The following is a 17,462-nucleotide window of genomic DNA, read 5'->3' on the forward strand; positions in this document are numbered from 1 at the left end:
GCCCCGGCAGTCCGTCATCTCGCCGGGGCCACCCCGACCCGAAAAGCGCCACATCATGACCACCCCATCTCGCGAACCTCGCGGTGCCGTCGCCCGCCACACCGCCTACCTGACCCAGTTCTGGGACAAGACCAAGGACTCCCGCCCCACCTGGCACATCGACTGGGGCCACGCCGGCTTCGACATCCACACCCCGCCCGAGCCCACCTCCGGCCACCGGCCCACACTCCTCGCCCGCTCCTGGGAGCGACCGGCCCCCGACGGCTCCGGCGAGACCTGGTCCTACCTCCACCGCGGGGCCTGCCTCGGCTGCACGTGGGAAGGCCCCAACCGGCGCGGTACGGACGAAGCCATCGAAGACGCCCACGACCACAGCCACCCCGGCTGGCGCGCGCTCCCCGCCGTCCTCGAACGCCGAAGCCGGCACTGGTTCACCCATGTCCAACGCCTCTACCCGGCGGGCTGGTTCGACCGAGGCGGTCCCATCCGAACCGTCCGCACCGGAATCGAGAAGCAGCACAAGCCCGGAGCAGCACCTGGCGGCGGCTACGACCTCGCCACGCAGGCCCCGGAGCGACAGCGGCGCACGGCCATCGCCGAACCTCTTCCCCTGGACGCCAACGAACCCGAGGCAGCGTGAACTGCATGGACTCGATCTCCTGGCTTCGCCCCGAATACAAGGGCCGCGAAGACGAACTGATCAACCTCGCAGCCGGAGCGGACCTCGTAGGCGTCACCCGATCCGCCGTCAGCAACTGGACCAAGCGTCACGCTCACTTCCCGAAGGTCGCTCTGCTGACCGGCATCGGCGACCGGCGCAACAAGTACGTCCCCCGTGACGAGTTCCTCGCCTTCGCCCACGCACAACTGACCAAGAAGCGCACCTCTACCGGCAGATCGACACCTCGTCGGCCCACCACAGCCATACGCGCCGCCGAAGTCGCCCACTCCGAACGGCAGATAGTCCGCCTCACTGAACTGGAGACGCGCCAGGCAGCGGCCCTCGCGAGCACCCGTCGTGTGCTGAGAGAGCATCGCAAGACCCTCAAGCGTGCCCGCCAGGGCTGAACGCCGAGATCGCAGAAGTCCGCCGTCTCGAAGACACCGAAGGCACGTGCGCGGGCTCTACCCCGCCACTCGACGGAGCGGGGGGGTACGCTATGAGGACGCGGCAGACCTGCGAAATCGGTCAGTGGCTCGGCCCCGGGCACAGGGGCTTCTGAGCCCCCGCTTCCCCAAAGGGACTTCGGTGCTCACAGGAACGCGCAGGCCGTCTGAGCTTCGGCGACTTCCAGCACACCCCATCCTCCGGCCTGGCGCGGCCTGCTCTGGGAACGTGGTGGGAACAGAAGGACGGAGAAAGGCCGGGAAGGATCTGGACAGACCGGGCCTTCGCTGCACCCAAATACCTCACTGACCTGCGAAAACAGGGAATGGTCGGGCCGTGGCAGGATAGATCAGTGAGCTTATGATCATGCTCCTAAAGCGGGTGTCGCAGGTTCGAATCCTGCCGGGGGCACCAGGCGAAAGGCCCCGGACCGATCGTGGTCCGGGGCCTTTGACATCCAGGTCTGACATCAACGCGGGCAGGTCTGACGTCAACGTGGGCGGCCTACGACGACTACACCGGGACTTTGTCGGTTGAGCGGCGCCGCCAGGCTGGGGAAAGATGCCCGGCAGGGGGTGAGCCGTGTGGGTGACGCAACCAGGGACGAGACGATCCAGCGGCTCCGGGTACTGGGGCACTGGCGCGCGTTCGGTCGGCATGTCCCCTCGAACGAACTCATCCAGGCAGGTCTGGACGCGCTCCTGGCCGGCGTCGACTCCCCTTCGCTGCTCCTGCTGGCCGGCCTTGGACGTCGGGAAGAGCACGAGGCGCAGGATCTCTTCGATCGCGCGTTGGAGGAGCTGGACTTCACCTTCGAGGTACCGGCCGACCCAACCGCCGCGAAGCTGGCCATGGCTTACTGGTTGGCCGAACAGATCGCGAGCGGAACCATGGACCCGGCGAAGGGCGCAGACCTCATCTGGAGGGAGGTGGCCTGGGATCTCGGGTACCCGGATGAACTCCAGCCGATCGTTCAATGCGCCATCCTGATCGACGACTGGGACGAGCACTGGGGCGTACCACTCGAAGAATTGCGGAGCAAAGCCCTGAACGCGGCCCGACAGCTTGCCACCCGGAACGGCCGCGCCACCTGACGCCCCCCGCTCTGTACTTGCGAACGGAGCGAGGCACCGGATCGACCATGACCCGGTGCCTCGCTCACCGTTGACGTCCTCAGGCTTCAACCGCGGCCGGTTCGCTTCCTGAGCAGGCGGTCCAGGTGGCTGACCTCGCACTGTGTGTCCTGGACGATGTGCGTGTACACGTCCATCGTGATGCTGATCCGGCTCCTGTTTCGGCGCGTTCGCATGCCCGCGTCACCCGTTCCGCCGGATATGGAGGAGCGGTGCCGACACCCGCCACAGTAATTCGCACTGAAAGTACGGTATGGCACTTCAGGCACTAGACCGCACTTCCTGTGCTCCCAACACAGATACCAGCAAACGGAGATGACCGGCCGGTGGCTGACTCATGGTCAGCAGGTCGGCCAACAGCTACTTGACCATCGGCATCGCGCAGACCATCTCGGGCGAAAGCCGACGTGCCTTCAGGAGTGCGTTGAGGGCCTCGTTCGTCTGGCGGTGCTGGGCATGTGCGCGGGCGACGTCGAGGTGGAAGCTGGTCTGCCGCTCGGAGGGCAGTGGCGAAGCCGCCAGGTCACTGCCCGGCGACCAGGTGGACAACACCGTCCGCGCCCAGATCCGGTTGACCGTCCGGCAACTGCGGTGCGATCCGCTCCTGGCCCCCTTGGAGGCGCAGGGCCGCATGCACGTCGTCGGTGCCTACTACAGCCTCGACTGCGGGACCGTGGACTTCCTGTGACGTGCCACGCACCGGGGCCCGCCCACGCCGACGCGTGGACGGGCCCCTCAGGAGCGCCGCAGAAGACGACGGCCGAAGGCCGCCCTCGTCGGTGCGACTACCAGCCGAACGACCTCAAGTACGCGCCCGTCGGCGAGCCCACGCCCGTGGCGTCGTCGTAGCCGCGGACCGCGTTGAGGGTGGTGTCCTGGCCGAAGGCGACCAGGCGGACGGCCAGGGTGCCGTTGACGACGCCGAAGTCGGCGACGTTGCTCAGCGGGGCCTGGTGGTGGGCGGCCTGCTGGTCGATCACGTCGCGGAAGAGGCCGAGGTGGTCGCGCAGGTAGATCTCCGGGTCGGCGAAGCCGATCGCGTGGTGCTGGGCCTGGATCGCGTCGGCCTGGACCGCGGCGAACTCGGGCGACGCGACGCTCGTGCCGCCATAACCGCCCTCGCTGTAGACGCCGTTGACCGTCTGGCCCACCAGGACCGAGGTGTACAGGTCACCGTTCATCGCCACGTCCGGCGTGACGCGCTGCGCGGTCTTGCTCTTCGCGCCCGTCATCAGGGTGTGCGACAGCGAGTTCGGCACGGTGCCGACCTGGTACCACGGCTGCGTGAAGTCCTCGCTGGTGCCGCCACCGCCGCCGAAGTAGAAGTTGCCCGGCAACGGGTTCCAGCTCTTGCCGTCCGCGGACAGCGAGGAGCGCAGCGTGCCCATGTCGGTCTCGAAGCCGTACGAGCCGCTCTTGTCGGCCAGCCCCAGCGCGGTACCGCCGACCGAGGTGACCCACGGGTCGCTGGACGGGTACTGGTCCTGCGCACGCGAGGTGTCCGCCTGGCAGTTGACGCCGGTGGCGGCGGCGGTCGGCGAGTCGTCGCCGCAGTCGCCCGCGGAGAAGTTGAAGCCGATGCCCTCGGCCGCGCCCTGCTCGAAGACCTGCTCGTACGCCTGGATCTGAGCCTGCGTCATGTCACCGGCGTCCGTGGTGTGCATGACCTCGCCCCACGAGTCGGTGACGACGTCGGCGAGGTGCTTGTCCACGATGGTGGTCAACGCGCCCAGCAGGTCGGGGTCGTTGCAGGAGTTGGCGCCGACGTAGACGACATCGGCGTCCGGGGCGAGCCCGTGCACCATGTCGACGTCGAGCGACTCCTCGCTGCTCCAGTCGCCGCACGCGGACTGCGAGTTCCACTGGCTCGGCGTGACGACCTCGGTGTACTGGCCGGAGCGGAACGCCTTGTCGCCGTGGTTGGTGGCGAACTTGTTGGCGTCCGCCAGCATCGTCGGCGACGCGTAGGCGTCCACGATCGCGACCTTGACGCCCTTGCCGGTCAGGCCCGTGCCGCTGATGCCGTACGCCTTGCGCAGCTGCGACGGCACGAACGAGCACTGGTCGAACGGGACGGCCTTGTTGACGTAGCCGTTGGGCGCGCCGGTGGCGGTCTTCTGGCCCCAGTAGTCGGAGCAGGTCGCCGTGGTGGGCAGGCCGTCGGCCGGCTTGGCGGCACCGCCCGCGGTGGCCGGGGTGACCGGGACGGAGTCCGGGGTGGCGTGCGAGGCGGCCGGCGAGGCGAGGCCGACGACGCCGAGGACCGCTGAGGAGACGGCGGCCGGCACGGTCACGTCACGCGTCGGGGCGTGCAGCAGCGCGCCCTTGACCCGGTACTGGTCGATGCCCGCGCCGAACGCCTTCTTCAGCGCGGAGTTGGTGCCCTTGACCGTGAGGGCGTGGTCGGTTGCCTGGGTGATGCTCAGGCCCGCGCCGGTCAGCCACTGGCGCACCGCGGCGACCTGCGCCTTGGTCGCGCCGTAACGGGCCTGGTACTGCGCCGGGGTGAGGAACTTGCCGTAACTGGCGCTGCCCGGCTGGGAGACCGCCTTCGCGTACGCGGCGAGCCCCGAGGGGTTCTGCCCGGCGAGGTAGACGGTGCCGGTGTACTGCGTGGCGGCGGAGGCGGCGCCCGCGTCGGCGGCGGGCGTGGCCCACGAGGGGTGGCTGCCGGTGACGGTCTTGGCACCGGAGACGGGAGTGGCGGCCTGCGAGGGGACCGCGAGCATCAGGGAACCGGTGGCCAGGGTCAGCGAGGTCACCGCGACCGTGGCTATGCGGGCCCGCTTGGCGAGGGTGTGATGTCTGCCGGAAATGACGACTCCAACTGGCGATGCGTATACGGGATACGCGGGATGTACGGAGGAACTGATCGGCCGTGCGCACAGAGGTTCGTCCGCGGCGGACGGCGGACCGTCCCACGCGGGCATCGCGCTGTAGTGTGCACGTCACTCGGGGCCCCTGTGAATAGTGGGAACCTCCGTGCCCCACCAGGTGCCACCCCGACTCGGGGTGCTACGCGCGTTCCTGGGGGGTCGAACGGGTGAACGTGACGCGAATCACAGTCGCACGGCGGCGGGTCGACGGCTCGGGCGCGGTGTTACGCGGCAGTACGCGGCGAGCGGTCGCGTGCCGCTGACACGCGCGAGGCGGGCCGGGTCGCGGGCGGTGCGGGGTGTGCCGACCTAGCATGGCCGGGCGGCGCGGCGAGATCCTCTCAGGCCGCGGCCACCCCCGCGCGGAGCCGGCCACCGGTCCTCCGGCCTCCGGCCCGTAGGCAACCGGCCCGCCGACAACCGGCCGCCCGACGACCGGCCGTCCGGTCACCGACCCGCCACGATCTGGGAGCGTCATGATCTTCATCACCGCCAAGTTCCGCGTGCTGCCGCAGGATGCGGACCGCTGGCCCGAGATCGCCCGCGACTTCACCCGGGCCACCCGTGCCGAACCGGGCTGCCTGTGGTTCGAGTGGTCCCGCAGCATCGAGGAGCCCACCGAGTACGTGCTGGTGGAGGCGTTCCGCGACGAGCAGGCGGGCGGCGAGCACGTACGCTCGGCGCACTTCCAGGAGGCGACCCGCACGCTGCCCGCGCACCTCGCGGAGACCCCGCGCATCGTCAACACCACGCTGGACCAGGACGACTGGTCGGAGCTGGGCGAGATGGCGGTCCGGGAGCGGGGCTGACGCGCAACGTGTATGGCTCGCGCCTGAGTTGACGTCGTTGACGTTGACGTCACTGACGTCGCGTCAGGCGAATTCCGGGTCGACCGCGGGGGACGGTCCGCCCAGGGCGTTGCGCCGGACGGGCATGCGCAGCGTCGTCATCCGCCGCCGTCCGCCCGCGAGTTCGTACGCGTACGTGGCGCGGATGGCGGCCACGAGCATCGTGGCCTTCGGCTCGCCCCAGCCGAGGATGCGGCCCATGTGCGCCATGACGGCGAGGCTGACGTCGCGGTAGACGACGATCTCCGCGCGGGCCGTGCGCCGCAGCGTGGCCAGGATCTCCCGGCCGTGTCCGCGCGAGGCGAGCCGCAGCAACTCCTCGTGGCAGAAGGCGAGATGGTTGTCCTCGTCGTTGGAGATCATCTTGACCGCGCGGCCCACCTCGGGGTGGTCGCCGAAGACCCGCCGCAGCAGGCGCATCTCCTCCGACGCGCGCTGCTCGGTGACCCTGCTGTGGGCGAGGTAGTGCAGGACGTCGCGGTCGGTCAGCGGCTCGTCGCGGCGCAGGCGGGCGTGGGCGAGACCGATGCCCTGGCGTTCCAGCCGCATCGTGTAGTCGGTGTCGTCGGGCACCTCGACCGGGCGCAGTCCCCGTTTGCGCAGCAACGCGTTGAAGATGCGGCCGTGCTTGTCCTCGTCGGCGCCGTGCCGGGCGATCTTGGGGGCGAGTTCGGCGTCGGCGACGAGCGCGGAGATCCGGCCGTTCTCCCAGCCGCCCTGGGACTCGCCCTTGGCGGCGATGCTGCAGAAGAGCGCGAACGACTCGTCGTTGTCGTGGATCTCCCGGAACAGGCTTCCCGGCGACAGCATTGCGTGACCACCTCTCCGAACCGTCCCGCCCGGGACCGGGGGCCGCACGCGGGCGGGCCGGACGCGGACGTTGCCATCAGCCAGTCAAGGCGCCCCGCCCCACCCCCGCCAACGGGCCGCACCCAGCCGGGTGAACGCCCCCGCCCACGCACTCCGCCCACCCCGCAGCCGCCCCACCCCGGAGCAGTCCGAAGGCCTCACCCCTTTACCGGCGCCCCCCGTGCCGCCAGCAACCGCGCCGCCGCGCCGCGGGCCCGCTCCCCCGCGTCCGCGTCGTCCAGCAGGCCCGCGGTGACGATGGCGCCCTCCGCCAGCAGGTGCAGTTCCTCCGCGAGCGGGTCCACCGGCAGCCCGGTCGCCTCCACCAGGCGCCGCAGATCGCTCCGGAAGCCCTCCTTGTGGCGCCGGGCCTGCTCGGCGACGCCGGGCGAGACCGCGCCCAGCTCCCCGTAGCAGTTGATCCACGCGCACCCCCGGAAGCCGGGGTCGGCGAACCACGTGCCGAGCCAGTCGAAGACGGCGAGCACGCGCTCGTACGGATCGGAGCGCTCGGCGACGTACTCGGCGAGCGCGATCCGCCAGCGCTCGTCACGGCGTTCCAGATACGCCTCGACCAGCTGCTCCTTGGCCGGGAAGAGCTGGTAGAGCCGCTTGAGCGAGACACCGGACGCACTGCGTATGTCGTCCATGCCGACCGCCTGGACGCCGCGCCCGTAGAACAGCTCCTCCGCCGCGTCCAGCAGCGCGGTCCGCGCGGCCCGTTGATCCATCGTGCCCACTCCTGGCCCCTTCCTGCCCGGCCGGCGTCATCCGGTCGCTCCCGGTTCCCCGGCCCGCGCGGCGGGTCCCGCTTGACGAGAGAACCAACGTTCTCTACGTTAGCAAACACGAGGGAGAACGATCGTTCTCCACAGCGTGGCCGTCGCCCGCCGCAGCGTGGGAGCGCCACGCGCCGCGGCGTGGAGACGCGCACGCACCCGACGCCGTCCGGCGGCACGCGACGACACCGGACGGCCTTCGACGACAGGGGATCGCCATGTCCGACCACACCTCCGCGGCCGCGGGAGCCCAGCCCGTCCCGGTCCTGGAGCCCGCCGCCCGGGCCTTCGCCGAGGCCACCGCCAAGCCGCCGTTCCTCTTCGAACTCCCGCCCGCCGAGGGCCGCGTGGCCGTCGACGACGTGCAGTCGGGACTGACCGTCAAGCCCGAGGTGGACGAGGAGTGGGTGACCGTCGAGGGCGGGCCCACCGGTTCGGTCGACGTCAGGATCGTCAAGCCGCTCGGCGCCACGGGCCCGCTGCCCGTCGTGCTGTACGTGCACGGCGCGGGCTGGGTCTTCGGCAACGCCGGCACCCACGACCGCCTGGTGCGCGAACTGGCCACCGGCACCGGGGCGGCCGTGGTCTTCCCCGAGTACGCCCTGTCGCCCGAGGCCCGCTACCCCGTCGCGCTGGAGCAGAACTACGCGGTCGCCCGCTGGATCACCACCGACGGCGGCACCAAGGGACTCGACGGCACCCGGCTCGCGGTCGCGGGCGACTCGGTCGGCGGCAACATGGCGACCGCGCTCACCCTGCTGGCCAAGGACCGCGGTGACGTGGCGTTCCGGCAGCAGGTGCTCTTCTACCCGGTCACCGACGCGTCGTTCGACACCGGCTCGTACCGGCAGTTCGCCACCGGGTACTTCCTGCGGCGCGACGGCATGCGGTGGTTCTGGGACCAGTACACGACCGACCCCGCGCAGCGCGCCGAGATCACCGCCTCGCCGCTGCGGGCCACCACCGGGCAACTGGCCGGGCTGCCGCCGGCGCTGGTGATCACCGCCGAGGCGGACGTCCTGCGCGACGAGGGCGAGGCGTACGCGGCCAAGCTGCGCGCGGCGGGGGTCGCCGTGACGTCGGCGCGGTACGGGGGCGTCATCCACGATTTCGTGATGCTGGACGCGCTGCGCGAGACGCACGCGGCGGGCGCCGCGATCGCCCAGGCCGTCGCCACGTTGAGGACCGCGCTGTCGGCGTGAGGGGTCCCTCCGGGGGCTTGAAAGGGGCGGGCGTCCGGGGCCGCGTGCCCCGGACGCCCGCGCTCCGTCCGCCCCACTTCCCATCCGTAAAAGACAGAAGGCAGCACGCTCATGACCTCCCCCGTCCGCCCTCCCGTTCCGCCGTTCACGCGCGAGACCGCGCTCGTGAAGGTCCAGGCCGCCGAGGACGCCTGGAACACCCGCGATCCGCAGAAGGTCGCGCTCGCATACACACCCGACTCGGTCTGGCGCAATCGCGACACCTTCGTCACCGGCCGCGCCGCCATCGTCGAGCTGCTGACCGCCAAGTGGGAACGGGAGCTGGACTACGCGCTGCGCAAGGAGCTGTGGGCGTTCGACGGCGACCGGATCGCCGTCCGCTTCCAGTACGAGTGCCGGGACCGCGACGGCCAGTGGTGGCGCAGCCACGGCAACGAGCTGTGGGAGTTCACCGCGGACGGCCTGATGTCGCGCCGTGAGGCGAGCATCGACGACGTCCGCATCGCGGAGTCCGACCGCCGCGTCCACGGGCCCCGGCCGGAGTCGGAGCGCGGGGTGACGTTTCCGTTGAGGTGACGGTTCCGTTGTGGTGACGTTCGCCGTGGCGGACGTCGTCGTTGAGGTGAAGTCTGCGGTGGGCCCTCGCGTCAGCGTGACTCCCTCACTCCGGAGGGTGACCGAGTTGTCCACGGACCCGGTCCTGTCCCCAGAAATCCGGCGCCCGTCTCGCGCCGCTCGCGGGTCTCCTAGAGTGGCGGCATGACCTCCCCGGAACCGTACGAGAAGTACGAGACGTACCCGACGTACGAGCCCTCCGAGCCGGCCGAGCCGTACGAGCCGTTCGATCACTTCGACGGTGCCGACGCGTACGAGCCGCCGGACGAGGAGGGGCCGTACGGGGACGAGCCGCGCGTGTGGCCGGGGGCGGACCACGAGGCGCCGGCCGCCTCGCGGCCCGCCTACGGCGACGCCTCCGACGTGCTGCGCCGCGTCTTCGGCTACGACTCGTTCCGGGGCGAGCAGCAAGCGATCATCGACCACGTGGTCGGCGGCGGCGACGCGCTCGTGCTGATGCCGACCGGCGGCGGCAAGTCGTTGTGCTACCAGATCCCCGCCCTGGTGCGCGACGGCGTGGGCGTCGTCATCTCGCCGCTGATCGCGCTGATGCAGGACCAGGTGGACGCCCTGCGCGCGCTCGGCGTGCGCGCCGGGTTCCTCAACTCGACGCAGGACATGGACGAACGGCGGCTGGTGGAGGCCGAGTTCCTCGCCGGGGAGCTGGACCTGCTCTACCTCGCGCCGGAGCGCCTGCGGGTGGACGCCACCCTGCGGCTGCTGGAGCGCGGCAGGATCTCGCTGTTCGCGATCGACGAGGCGCACTGCGTCGCCCAGTGGGGCCACGACTTCCGGCCCGACTACCTCGCGCTGTCGCAGCTGCACGAACGCTGGCCGACGGTGCCCCGGATCGCGCTGACCGCGACCGCCACCGAGGCCACCCACGCCGAGATCGCGCAACGGCTGAAGCTCGGCGACGCGCGGCACTTCGTGGCCAGCTTCGACCGGCCCAACATCCAGTACCGCATCGCGCCCAAGAACGAGCCGAAGAAGCAGCTGCTGGACCTGCTGCGCACCGAGCACCCGGGCGACGCGGGCATCGTCTACTGCCTCTCGCGCGCCTCGGTGGAGAAGACCGCCGCGTTCCTGGTGGAGAACGGCATCGACGCGCTGCCGTACCACGCGGGTCTCGACGCGTCGGTCCGCGCCAGGCACCAGGCGAGGTTCCTGCGCGAGGACGGCATGGTCATGGTCGCCACCATCGCGTTCGGCATGGGCATCGACAAGCCGGACGTGCGCTTCGTCGCCCACCTCGACCTGCCCAAGTCCATCGAGGGCTACTACCAGGAGACCGGCCGCGCCGGGCGCGACGGCCTGCCGTCCACGGCCTGGCTCGCCTACGGGCTCCAGGACGTCGTGCAGCAGCGCAAGATGATCGACACCTCGGAGGGGGACGACGCCCACCGCCGCAGGCTCGCCGCCCATCTGGACGCGATGCTGGCGCTGTGCGAGACGGTGGAGTGCCGCCGGGGGCGGCTGCTCGCGTACTTCGGGCAGAAGGCCGAGGCCGCCTCGTGCGGCAACTGCGACACCTGCCTGACTCCGCCGCAGTCGTGGGACGGCACGGTCGCGGCGCAGAAGCTGCTGTCGGCGGTGGTGCGGCTCAAGCGGGAGCGCAACCAGAAGTTCGGCGCGGGCCAGATCATCGACATCCTGCTGGGCAAGAAGACGGCCAAGGTCATCCAGTTCGACCACGACGCGCTCAGCGTCTTCGGCATCGGCACGGAGCTGCGCGAGGCCGAATGGCGCGGCGCCATACGGCAGTTGCTCGCGCAGGGCCTGCTGGCGGTGGAGGGCGACTACGGCACGCTGGTGCTGACCGATGCCAGCGCCGAGGTGCTGGGCGGGCGCCGTGAGGTGCCGCTGCGCCGGGAGCCGGAGAAGGCGGCGCGCGCGTCGAGGTCCTCCGGCGGTGGCACGAAGGCCAAGCGGGCCCCGGTCGACCTGCCGCAGGAGGCGGTCGGCATCTTCGAGCACCTGCGCGCGTGGCGGGCGGCGACCGCCAGGGAGCAGGGCGTTCCGGCCTACGTGATCTTCCACGACGCGACGCTGCGGGAGATCGCGGTGAGCGGCCCGACGACGCCGGCCGAGCTGGGCGGCATCAGCGGCGTCGGCGAGAACAAGCTCGCCAAGTACGGGCAGGCGATCCTGGACGCCCTGTCCGAACTGGCCGCACCGGCCGATCCCGCAGACGCCCCGGCCGACACCGACGCCCCGGCCCACGCCCACGCCGACGCCGACGACCTCGCCGAGTCGACCGCCGAGGAGACCTCATGACCGCCGACGACCGCTGTCCCTGGGCTTCCGGCGGCTCCGAGTTGATGACCGCGTACCACGACACCGAGTGGGGCGTGCCGTCCCACGACGAGGGCTACCTCTTCGAACTGCTGCTGCTCGAAGGGGCGCAGGCGGGACTGTCGTGGAACACGGTGCTCAACAAGCGGGAGAACTACCGTGCCGCGCTGGACGGTTTCGACCCGCGGCGGATCGTGGAGTACGGGCCGGAGAAGCTGGAGGCGCTGCTCGCCGACCCGGGCATCGTGCGCAACCGGCTGAAGGTGGCGTCCGTGGTCAAGAACGCGCGGGCCTTCCTCGCCGTGCAGCGCGAGTACGGCTCGTTCGACGCGTACCTGTGGGGCTGGGTGGACGGCGAGCCGGTCGCGGACCGCCCGAAGCCCGGGCAGGCGCCGCCCGCGAGCACGCCGTTGTCGGACCGGATCGCGAAGGACCTCAAGAAGCGCGGCTTCACCTTCGTCGGCACCACGATCGTCTACGCCTACCTCCAGGCGGTCGGCGTCGTCAACGGCCACACGACCACCTGTCCGGCGGGCGAACGGGTCCGGCAGGCGGCGTAGCGGGGGCGCGCCACGCCTCGCCGCGCCCTGCCGCGCCCTCGTCACCGGGGCGGTCCACGGCGCGGCGCCCCTGTCGGCGCCGGGGCGGCCCCCGGCGCCGCGTGCCCCGCCCGGCTCCCCGCTCCCGCCGCGTCCGGCTCCCCGCTGCCCGCCCTGCCGCCCGCTCGCTCCCGCGGCGCTCCCCCGGCCCCTCCACGCGCGCCCCCTCGCAGGCGCCGAGCGCTCTCTCGGGAATACCCCAGGGGGGTATAGGGTTGTTCCTGGCACGGACAGCGGACGGCAGCGTGGACGGGAGTGAGCGGGGATGAGTACGGCGACCACCGCGCAGGGCGGCGCGACCGAGCTGGAGATCGGCGGGATGACCTGCGCGTCCTGCGCGGCCCGGATCGAGAAGAAGCTCAACCGGATGGACGGCGTCAGCGCCAGCGTCAACTACGCCACCGAGCGCGCCCGCGTCGAGCACTCCGCCGAGGTCGCCGTCGCCGACCTGATCGCCACCGTCGAGGCCACCGGCTACACCGCCGCCCTGCCCGCGCCGCCGCGCCCGGCCCCCGGCAGCGGGACCGCGCCGGACAGCGAGGATGAGCCGGGGGCCGCCGACCCCGAGCTGACCGCGTTGCGCCAGCGCCTGGTGACCGCCGTCGTGCTCGCCGTGCCGGTGATCGCGATGGCCATGGTCCCGGCGTTCCAGTTCCGCAACTGGCAGTGGCTCTCGCTGGCGCTGGCCGGGCCGGTCGTGGCCTACGCGGCGTGGCCGTTCCACCGCGCCGCCTGGACCAACCTGCGGCACGGCGCGGCCACCATGGACACCCTGGTCTCGGTCGGCACGCTGGCCGCGTTCGGCTGGTCGGTGTGGGCGCTGTTCTTCGGCGACGCGGGCATGCCCGGGATGAAGCACGCCTTCGCGCTGTCGGTCTCGCGCGGTGATCCGGGCCGCGACATCTACCTGGAGGCCGCCGCGGGCGTGACCGCGTTCCTCCTCGCCGGGCGGTACTTCGAGGCGCGGGCCAAGCGGCGGGCGGGCGCCGCGCTGCGCGCTCTGCTGCACCTGGGCGCCAAGGACGTGGCCGTGCTGCGCGACGGCGCCGAAGTGCGGCTCGCGGTCGCGGAGTTGGCGGTCGGCGACCGGTTCGTGGTGCGGCCCGGGGAGAAGATCGCGACGGACGGCGTGGTGCGCGAGGGCACTTCGGCGGTGGACGCCTCGATGCTCACCGGCGAGTCCGTGCCCGCCGAGGTGGGCCCCGGCGACGCGGTGACCGGCGCGACCGTCAACGCGGGCGGCAGGCTGGTCGTCGAGGCCACCCGGGTCGGCGCCGACACCCAACTCGCCCGGATGGCCCGCCTGGTGGAGGACGCGCAGAACGGCAAGGCGGCGGCGCAGCGGCTCGCGGACCGGGTCTCGGCGGTCTTCGTGCCGGTCGTCATCGCGCTGTCGCTGGCGACGCTCGCCGGATGGCTGGTGTTCGGCGGGGGCGGCGCGGCCCAGGCGTTCACCGCCGCTGTCGCCGTGCTGATCATCGCCTGCCCGTGCGCGCTGGGGCTGGCCACGCCGACCGCGCTGATGGTGGGCACCGGTCGCGGGGCCCAGTTGGGCATCCTGATCAAGGGCCCCGAGGTGTTGGAGACCACCCGTGGCGTGGACACGATCGTCCTGGACAAGACCGGCACCGTGACCACCGGCACGATGACGCTGACCGGCGTGCACGTCGCCGAGGGCGAGTCGGCCGAGACCGTGCTGCGGCTCGCCGGGGCACTGGAACACGCCTCGGAGCACCCCATCGCCCGCGCGATCGCCGCCGCCGCGGCCGAACGCACCGGCACACTGCCCCCGGTGAAGGACTTCGCCTCCGTGCCCGGTCTCGGCGTACGCGGCGAGGCCGACGGACACGCGGTCCTGGCGGGGCGCGAGCGGCTGTTCACCGGCGAGCGGGTCGCCCCGGAAGCCGCCGCCCCCGACGCCTTCCCCGACGCGAGCCCGCTGCCCGAAGACCTCCGAGCCGCCAAGGCCGACGCCGAGGCGCGCGGCGCCACCGCCGTGGTCGTCGGCTGGGACGGCCGGGCCCGCGCGGTACTCGCCGTCGCCGACGCGGTGCGCCCGACCAGCGCGGAGGCCGTCCGCAAGCTGCACGCCCTGGGCCTGACCCCGGTCCTGCTCACCGGTGACAACGCCGCCGTCGCCCACGCGGTCGCCGCCGAGGTCGGCATCGACGAGGTGATCGCCGAGGTGCTGCCCGAGCAGAAGGCCGCCGTCGTCGCCCGCCTCCAGGACGAGGGCCGCTCGGTCGCCATGGTCGGCGACGGCGTCAACGACGCGGCCGCGCTGGCCCGCGCCGATCTGGGCCTGGCGATGGGCACCGGCACCGACGCCGCCATCGAGGCCGGCGACCTCACCCTGGTCCGCGGCGACCTGCGGGTGGCCGCCGACGCCATCCGGCTGGCCCGGCGCACCCTGCGCACCATCAAGGGCAACCTGTGGTGGGCCTTCGGCTACAACGTCGCCGCGCTGCCGCTGGCCGCCGCCGGGCTGCTCAACCCGATGATCGCGGGCGCGGCGATGGCGTTCTCGTCGGTGTTCGTGGTCGGCAACAGCCTGCGGCTGCGCGGGTTCCGCTCCGACGTAGGGTGAACGAGGACGGTTCCGTACCGGACACGTACCACGACGTAACCCGTCATGAGGAGCGAACGATGCCCGAGTCCGCCGCAGACCACTCCGTACGGCTCGACCGGCTGCCGCAGTGGGAGGCGCTGGCCAAGCACCGCGAGCAGTGGGGGGAGGTGGGACTGCGCGAGCTGTTCGCCGACGACCCCGGGCGCGCCGAGCGCTACACCCTGACCGTCGGCGATCTGCACATCGACTACTCCAAGCACCTGGTCACCGACGAGACGCTGGCCCTGCTGCGCGAGCTGGCCGAGGTACGCCGGGTGGCCGAACTGCGCGAGGCGATGTTCCGCGGCGAGAAGATCAACGTCACCGAGGACCGCGCCGTCCTGCACACCGCGCTGCGCGCGCCGCTCGACACGGTGGTCGAGGTCGACGGCGAGAACGTGGTGCCCAAGGTGCACGCCGTCCTCAACAAGATGTCCGTCTTCGCCGACCGCGTCCGCTCCGGCGCCTGGACCGGCCACACGGGCAAGCGCATCCGCACGGTGGTCAACATCGGCATCGGCGGCTCGGACCTCGGTCCCGCGATGGCGTACGAGGTGCTGCGGCCTTACACCGCACGGGAGTTGACGTTCCGCTTCGTCTCCAACGTGGACGGCGCCGACCTGCACGAGGCGGTGCGCGACCTCGACCCGGCCGAGACGCTGTTCATCATCGCGTCGAAGACCTTCACCACCATCGAGACCATCACCAACGCCACGTCCGCCCGCACCTGGCTGCTGGACGGCCTCGGCGGCGACACGGCCGCGGTCGCCAAGCACTTCGTGGCGCTGTCCACCAACGCGGAGAAGGTCGCCGACTTCGGCATCGACACCGCCAACATGTTCGAGTTCTGGGACTGGGTCGGCGGTCGCTACTCGTACGACTCGGCGATCGGCCTGTCGCTGATGCTCGCCATCGGCCCGGACCACTTCCGCGAGATGCTGGCCGGATTCCACCTGGTCGACGAGCACTTCCGCACCGCGCCGCCCGAGCAGAACGCGCCGCTGCTGCTCGGCCTGCTGGGCGTGTGGTACGGCAACTTCCACGACGCGCAGTCGCACGCCGTACTCCCCTACAGCCACTACCTGTCCCGTTTCACCGCCTACCTCCAGCAGCTCGACATGGAGTCCAACGGCAAGTCGGTGGACCGCGGGGGCGAGCGGGTGCGCTGGCAGACCGGGCCGGTGGTGTGGGGCACGCCGGGCACCAACGGGCAGCACGCGTACTACCAGTTGATCCACCAGGGCACCAAGCTGATCCCGGCCGACTTCATCGGCTTCGCCAACCCGCTCGCGGAGCTGGGCGAGTTCGCCGGTCAGCACGACCTGCTGATGGCCAACTTCTTCGCGCAGACGCAGGCGTTGGCGTTCGGCAAGACCCCTGAGGAGGTGCGGGCCGAGGGCGTTCCGGAGGAGCTGGTCGCGCACAAGACCTTCCGCGGCAACCACCCGACCACCACCGTCCTGGCCAAGGAGCTGACCCCCTCGGTCCTCGGCCAGCTGGTCGCCCTCTACGAGCACAAGGTCTTCACCCAGGGCGCGATCTGGAACATCGACTCCTTCGACCAGTGGGGCGTCGAGCTGGGCAAGGTGCTGGCCAAGCGCGTCGAGCCCGCGCTGACCGAGGGCGCCGAGGTCCCGGGCCTGGACGCCTCCACGCGGGCGCTGGTCAAGCGCTACCGCGCGCTGCGCGGGCGCTGAGCCCCGCACGGTGACGCCGGGCGGCCCGGCGGTGCGTCAGCGCACCGCCGGGCCGTTCCCGTTCGCGTCGCGAGTTCGCGTTGCGGGTTCGCGTTGCGGGCGCTCGCCCATAATCGCCGCATGGGCATCCTGCGCGCGACGCCGCGAGCGGTGGCGCACTACGTCCGGCGCGCCCCGGGCACCTTCGTGTGGCTGACGATCCTGCTGATCACCACCTACGTGGTCCGCCATCTGTCGCCCGGCTTCGAGAACCACTTCCTGGAGCGCCGGTCCACCAACATCCACAACCTGTGGAAAGACCCGGTCCGGGTCCTGATCGGCAGCGCGATGTACCTCGACGGCGGCACCTGGCTGTTCTACTTCGTGCTCTACAACCTCTTCCACGTGCCCGCGGAACGCTGGCTGGGCACCGGCCGCTGGCTCGCGGTCTGCGCGGTCGCGCACGTGGGGGCCACGTACCTCAGCGAGGGCGTGCTGCTGCTGGCCATCCACTACGGCCACGCGCCGCACCACGACGTCTTCGTACGCGACATCGGCGTCTCGTACGCGCTGGCGGGCGTGCAGGGGGTGCTGACCTTCCGGCTGCCGTGGCGGTGGGCGCGCTGGGCGTACGGCTTCTGCGTGCTCGCGTTCTACGGCGCGGCGCTCGTCCAGGGCCGGACCTTCACCGACGTCGGCCACTTCACGTCCGTGCTGATCGGGATGGCCTGCTGGCCGGTGGGGCGGTGGTGGGCGGCCCGGCACAGCGGTCCGCGGGCCCCGGCGCGCTGGAGCGACGGGAGCGCGGGAGGGGACGCGGGCGGCGGGAACGACGGGAGCGGCGGCCCACCCCCCTCGGGGTGAACCGCCGCTC

Annotated in this window: 15 protein-coding genes; 12 read left to right on the top strand and 3 right to left on the bottom strand. The window is 71.7% G+C overall.

Features of this window, described 5'->3' with window-relative positions:
• Nucleotides 1–55 precede the first annotated feature (55 nt).
• The 4 genes from K7472_RS08185 to K7472_RS08200 all read left to right on the top strand — a co-directional run bounded on the left by K7472_RS08185 (nt 56) and on the right by K7472_RS08200 (nt 2,929).
• Nucleotides 56–640: a DUF6349 family protein gene (locus tag K7472_RS08185; RefSeq protein ID WP_222975596.1), complete on the top strand. Its 585-nt coding sequence runs from the start codon at nt 56–58 to the stop codon at nt 638–640.
• 5 nt (nt 641–645) lie between these two features.
• Nucleotides 646–1,068 carry a hypothetical protein gene (locus tag K7472_RS08190; protein ID WP_222975598.1) on the top strand — a complete coding sequence of 141 codons (423 nt, stop codon included), beginning with the start codon at nt 646–648 and terminating at the stop codon, nt 1,066–1,068.
• Between the two features lie 624 nt (nt 1,069–1,692).
• Complete coding sequence (locus tag K7472_RS08195; RefSeq protein WP_222975600.1) at nt 1,693–2,202, top strand: hypothetical protein; 510 nt, start codon at nt 1,693–1,695, stop codon at nt 2,200–2,202.
• A 376-nt stretch (nt 2,203–2,578) separates the two neighbouring features.
• Nucleotides 2,579–2,929: a carbonic anhydrase gene (locus K7472_RS08200; RefSeq protein WP_222975602.1), complete on the top strand. Its 351-nt coding sequence runs from the start codon at nt 2,579–2,581 to the stop codon at nt 2,927–2,929.
• Between the two features lie 97 nt (nt 2,930–3,026).
• On the opposite strand, the gene K7472_RS08205 is transcribed toward K7472_RS08200, so the two are convergent.
• Nucleotides 3,027–5,003, bottom strand: a complete 1,977-nt coding sequence (locus K7472_RS08205; RefSeq protein ID WP_222975604.1) for a S53 family peptidase — start codon at nt 5,001–5,003, stop codon at nt 3,027–3,029.
• A gap of 590 nt (nt 5,004–5,593) precedes the next feature.
• Here K7472_RS08205 and K7472_RS08210 point away from each other — a divergent pair.
• Nucleotides 5,594–5,926, top strand: a complete 333-nt coding sequence (locus tag K7472_RS08210) for a putative quinol monooxygenase (RefSeq protein WP_222975606.1) — start codon at nt 5,594–5,596, stop codon at nt 5,924–5,926.
• Nucleotides 5,927–5,989: 63 nt separating this feature from the next.
• Here K7472_RS08210 and K7472_RS08215 read toward each other — a convergent pair whose 3' ends face one another.
• Entirely contained in the window at nt 5,990–6,775 is a 786-nt protein-coding gene (locus K7472_RS08215) for a ferritin-like domain-containing protein (RefSeq protein WP_222975608.1), read from the bottom strand.
• A 197-nt stretch (nt 6,776–6,972) separates the two neighbouring features.
• Entirely contained in the window at nt 6,973–7,545 is a 573-nt protein-coding gene (locus K7472_RS08220) for a TetR/AcrR family transcriptional regulator (protein WP_222975610.1), read from the bottom strand.
• Nucleotides 7,546–7,811: 266 nt separating this feature from the next.
• On the opposite strand from K7472_RS08220, the gene K7472_RS08225 reads away from it, so the two are divergent.
• The 7 genes from K7472_RS08225 to K7472_RS08255 all read left to right on the top strand — a co-directional run bounded on the left by K7472_RS08225 (nt 7,812) and on the right by K7472_RS08255 (nt 17,452).
• Nucleotides 7,812–8,795: an alpha/beta hydrolase gene (locus K7472_RS08225; protein ID WP_222975612.1), complete on the top strand. Its 984-nt coding sequence runs from the start codon at nt 7,812–7,814 to the stop codon at nt 8,793–8,795.
• 111 nt (nt 8,796–8,906) lie between these two features.
• On the top strand, nt 8,907–9,371 hold the full coding sequence (locus K7472_RS08230) for a nuclear transport factor 2 family protein (RefSeq protein ID WP_222975614.1): 465 nt from the start codon (nt 8,907–8,909) through the stop codon (nt 9,369–9,371).
• Nucleotides 9,372–9,554: 183 nt separating this feature from the next.
• The gene (recQ, locus tag K7472_RS08235; protein ID WP_252395274.1) at nt 9,555–11,687 is read left to right on the top strand and encodes a DNA helicase RecQ; all 2,133 of its coding nucleotides are present in this window, start codon (nt 9,555–9,557) and stop codon (nt 11,685–11,687) included.
• Nucleotides 11,684–12,265 carry a DNA-3-methyladenine glycosylase I gene (locus K7472_RS08240; protein ID WP_222975616.1) on the top strand — a complete coding sequence of 194 codons (582 nt, stop codon included), beginning with the start codon at nt 11,684–11,686 and terminating at the stop codon, nt 12,263–12,265. Before recQ ends, K7472_RS08240 begins: the two co-directional genes overlap by 4 nt.
• A 304-nt stretch (nt 12,266–12,569) precedes the next feature.
• Entirely contained in the window at nt 12,570–14,891 is a 2,322-nt protein-coding gene (locus K7472_RS08245) for a heavy metal translocating P-type ATPase (RefSeq protein WP_222975618.1), read from the top strand.
• A 59-nt stretch (nt 14,892–14,950) separates the two neighbouring features.
• Nucleotides 14,951–16,609 (top strand): glucose-6-phosphate isomerase, encoded by a 1,659-nt coding sequence (gene pgi / locus K7472_RS08250; protein WP_222975621.1) that lies wholly within the window; start codon nt 14,951–14,953, stop codon nt 16,607–16,609.
• 120 nt (nt 16,610–16,729) lie between these two features.
• Nucleotides 16,730–17,452: a rhomboid-like protein gene (locus K7472_RS08255; protein WP_222975623.1), complete on the top strand. Its 723-nt coding sequence runs from the start codon at nt 16,730–16,732 to the stop codon at nt 17,450–17,452.
• Nucleotides 17,453–17,462 lie beyond the last annotated feature (10 nt).

This window comes from Streptantibioticus parmotrematis (assembly GCF_019890615.1).
Taxonomy (GTDB): Bacteria; Actinomycetota; Actinomycetes; order Streptomycetales; family Streptomycetaceae; genus Streptantibioticus_D; species Streptantibioticus_D parmotrematis.

What these genes read in the sequence shown, in the direction of transcription:
- pgi (WP_222975621.1), top strand. Translation starts at nt 14,951, where the DNA reads ATGCCCGAGTCCGCCGCAGACCACTCCGTACGGCTCGACCGGCTGCCG.
- K7472_RS08210 (WP_222975606.1), top strand. Translation starts at nt 5,594, where the DNA reads ATGATCTTCATCACCGCCAAGTTCCGCGTGCTGCCGCAGGATGCGGAC.
- K7472_RS08225 (WP_222975612.1), top strand. Translation starts at nt 7,812, where the DNA reads ATGTCCGACCACACCTCCGCGGCCGCGGGAGCCCAGCCCGTCCCGGTC.
- K7472_RS08200 (WP_222975602.1), top strand. Translation starts at nt 2,579, where the DNA reads ATGGTCAGCAGGTCGGCCAACAGCTACTTGACCATCGGCATCGCGCAG.
- K7472_RS08185 (WP_222975596.1), top strand. Translation starts at nt 56, where the DNA reads ATGACCACCCCATCTCGCGAACCTCGCGGTGCCGTCGCCCGCCACACC.
- recQ (WP_252395274.1), top strand. Translation starts at nt 9,555, where the DNA reads ATGACCTCCCCGGAACCGTACGAGAAGTACGAGACGTACCCGACGTAC.
- K7472_RS08215 (WP_222975608.1), bottom strand. Translation starts at nt 6,775, where the DNA reads ATGCTGTCGCCGGGAAGCCTGTTCCGGGAGATCCACGACAACGACGAG.
- K7472_RS08220 (WP_222975610.1), bottom strand. Translation starts at nt 7,545, where the DNA reads ATGGATCAACGGGCCGCGCGGACCGCGCTGCTGGACGCGGCGGAGGAG.
- K7472_RS08190 (WP_222975598.1), top strand. Translation starts at nt 646, where the DNA reads ATGGACTCGATCTCCTGGCTTCGCCCCGAATACAAGGGCCGCGAAGAC.
- K7472_RS08245 (WP_222975618.1), top strand. Translation starts at nt 12,570, where the DNA reads ATGAGTACGGCGACCACCGCGCAGGGCGGCGCGACCGAGCTGGAGATC.
- K7472_RS08255 (WP_222975623.1), top strand. Translation starts at nt 16,730, where the DNA reads ATGGGCATCCTGCGCGCGACGCCGCGAGCGGTGGCGCACTACGTCCGG.
- K7472_RS08240 (WP_222975616.1), top strand. Translation starts at nt 11,684, where the DNA reads ATGACCGCCGACGACCGCTGTCCCTGGGCTTCCGGCGGCTCCGAGTTG.
- K7472_RS08230 (WP_222975614.1), top strand. Translation starts at nt 8,907, where the DNA reads ATGACCTCCCCCGTCCGCCCTCCCGTTCCGCCGTTCACGCGCGAGACC.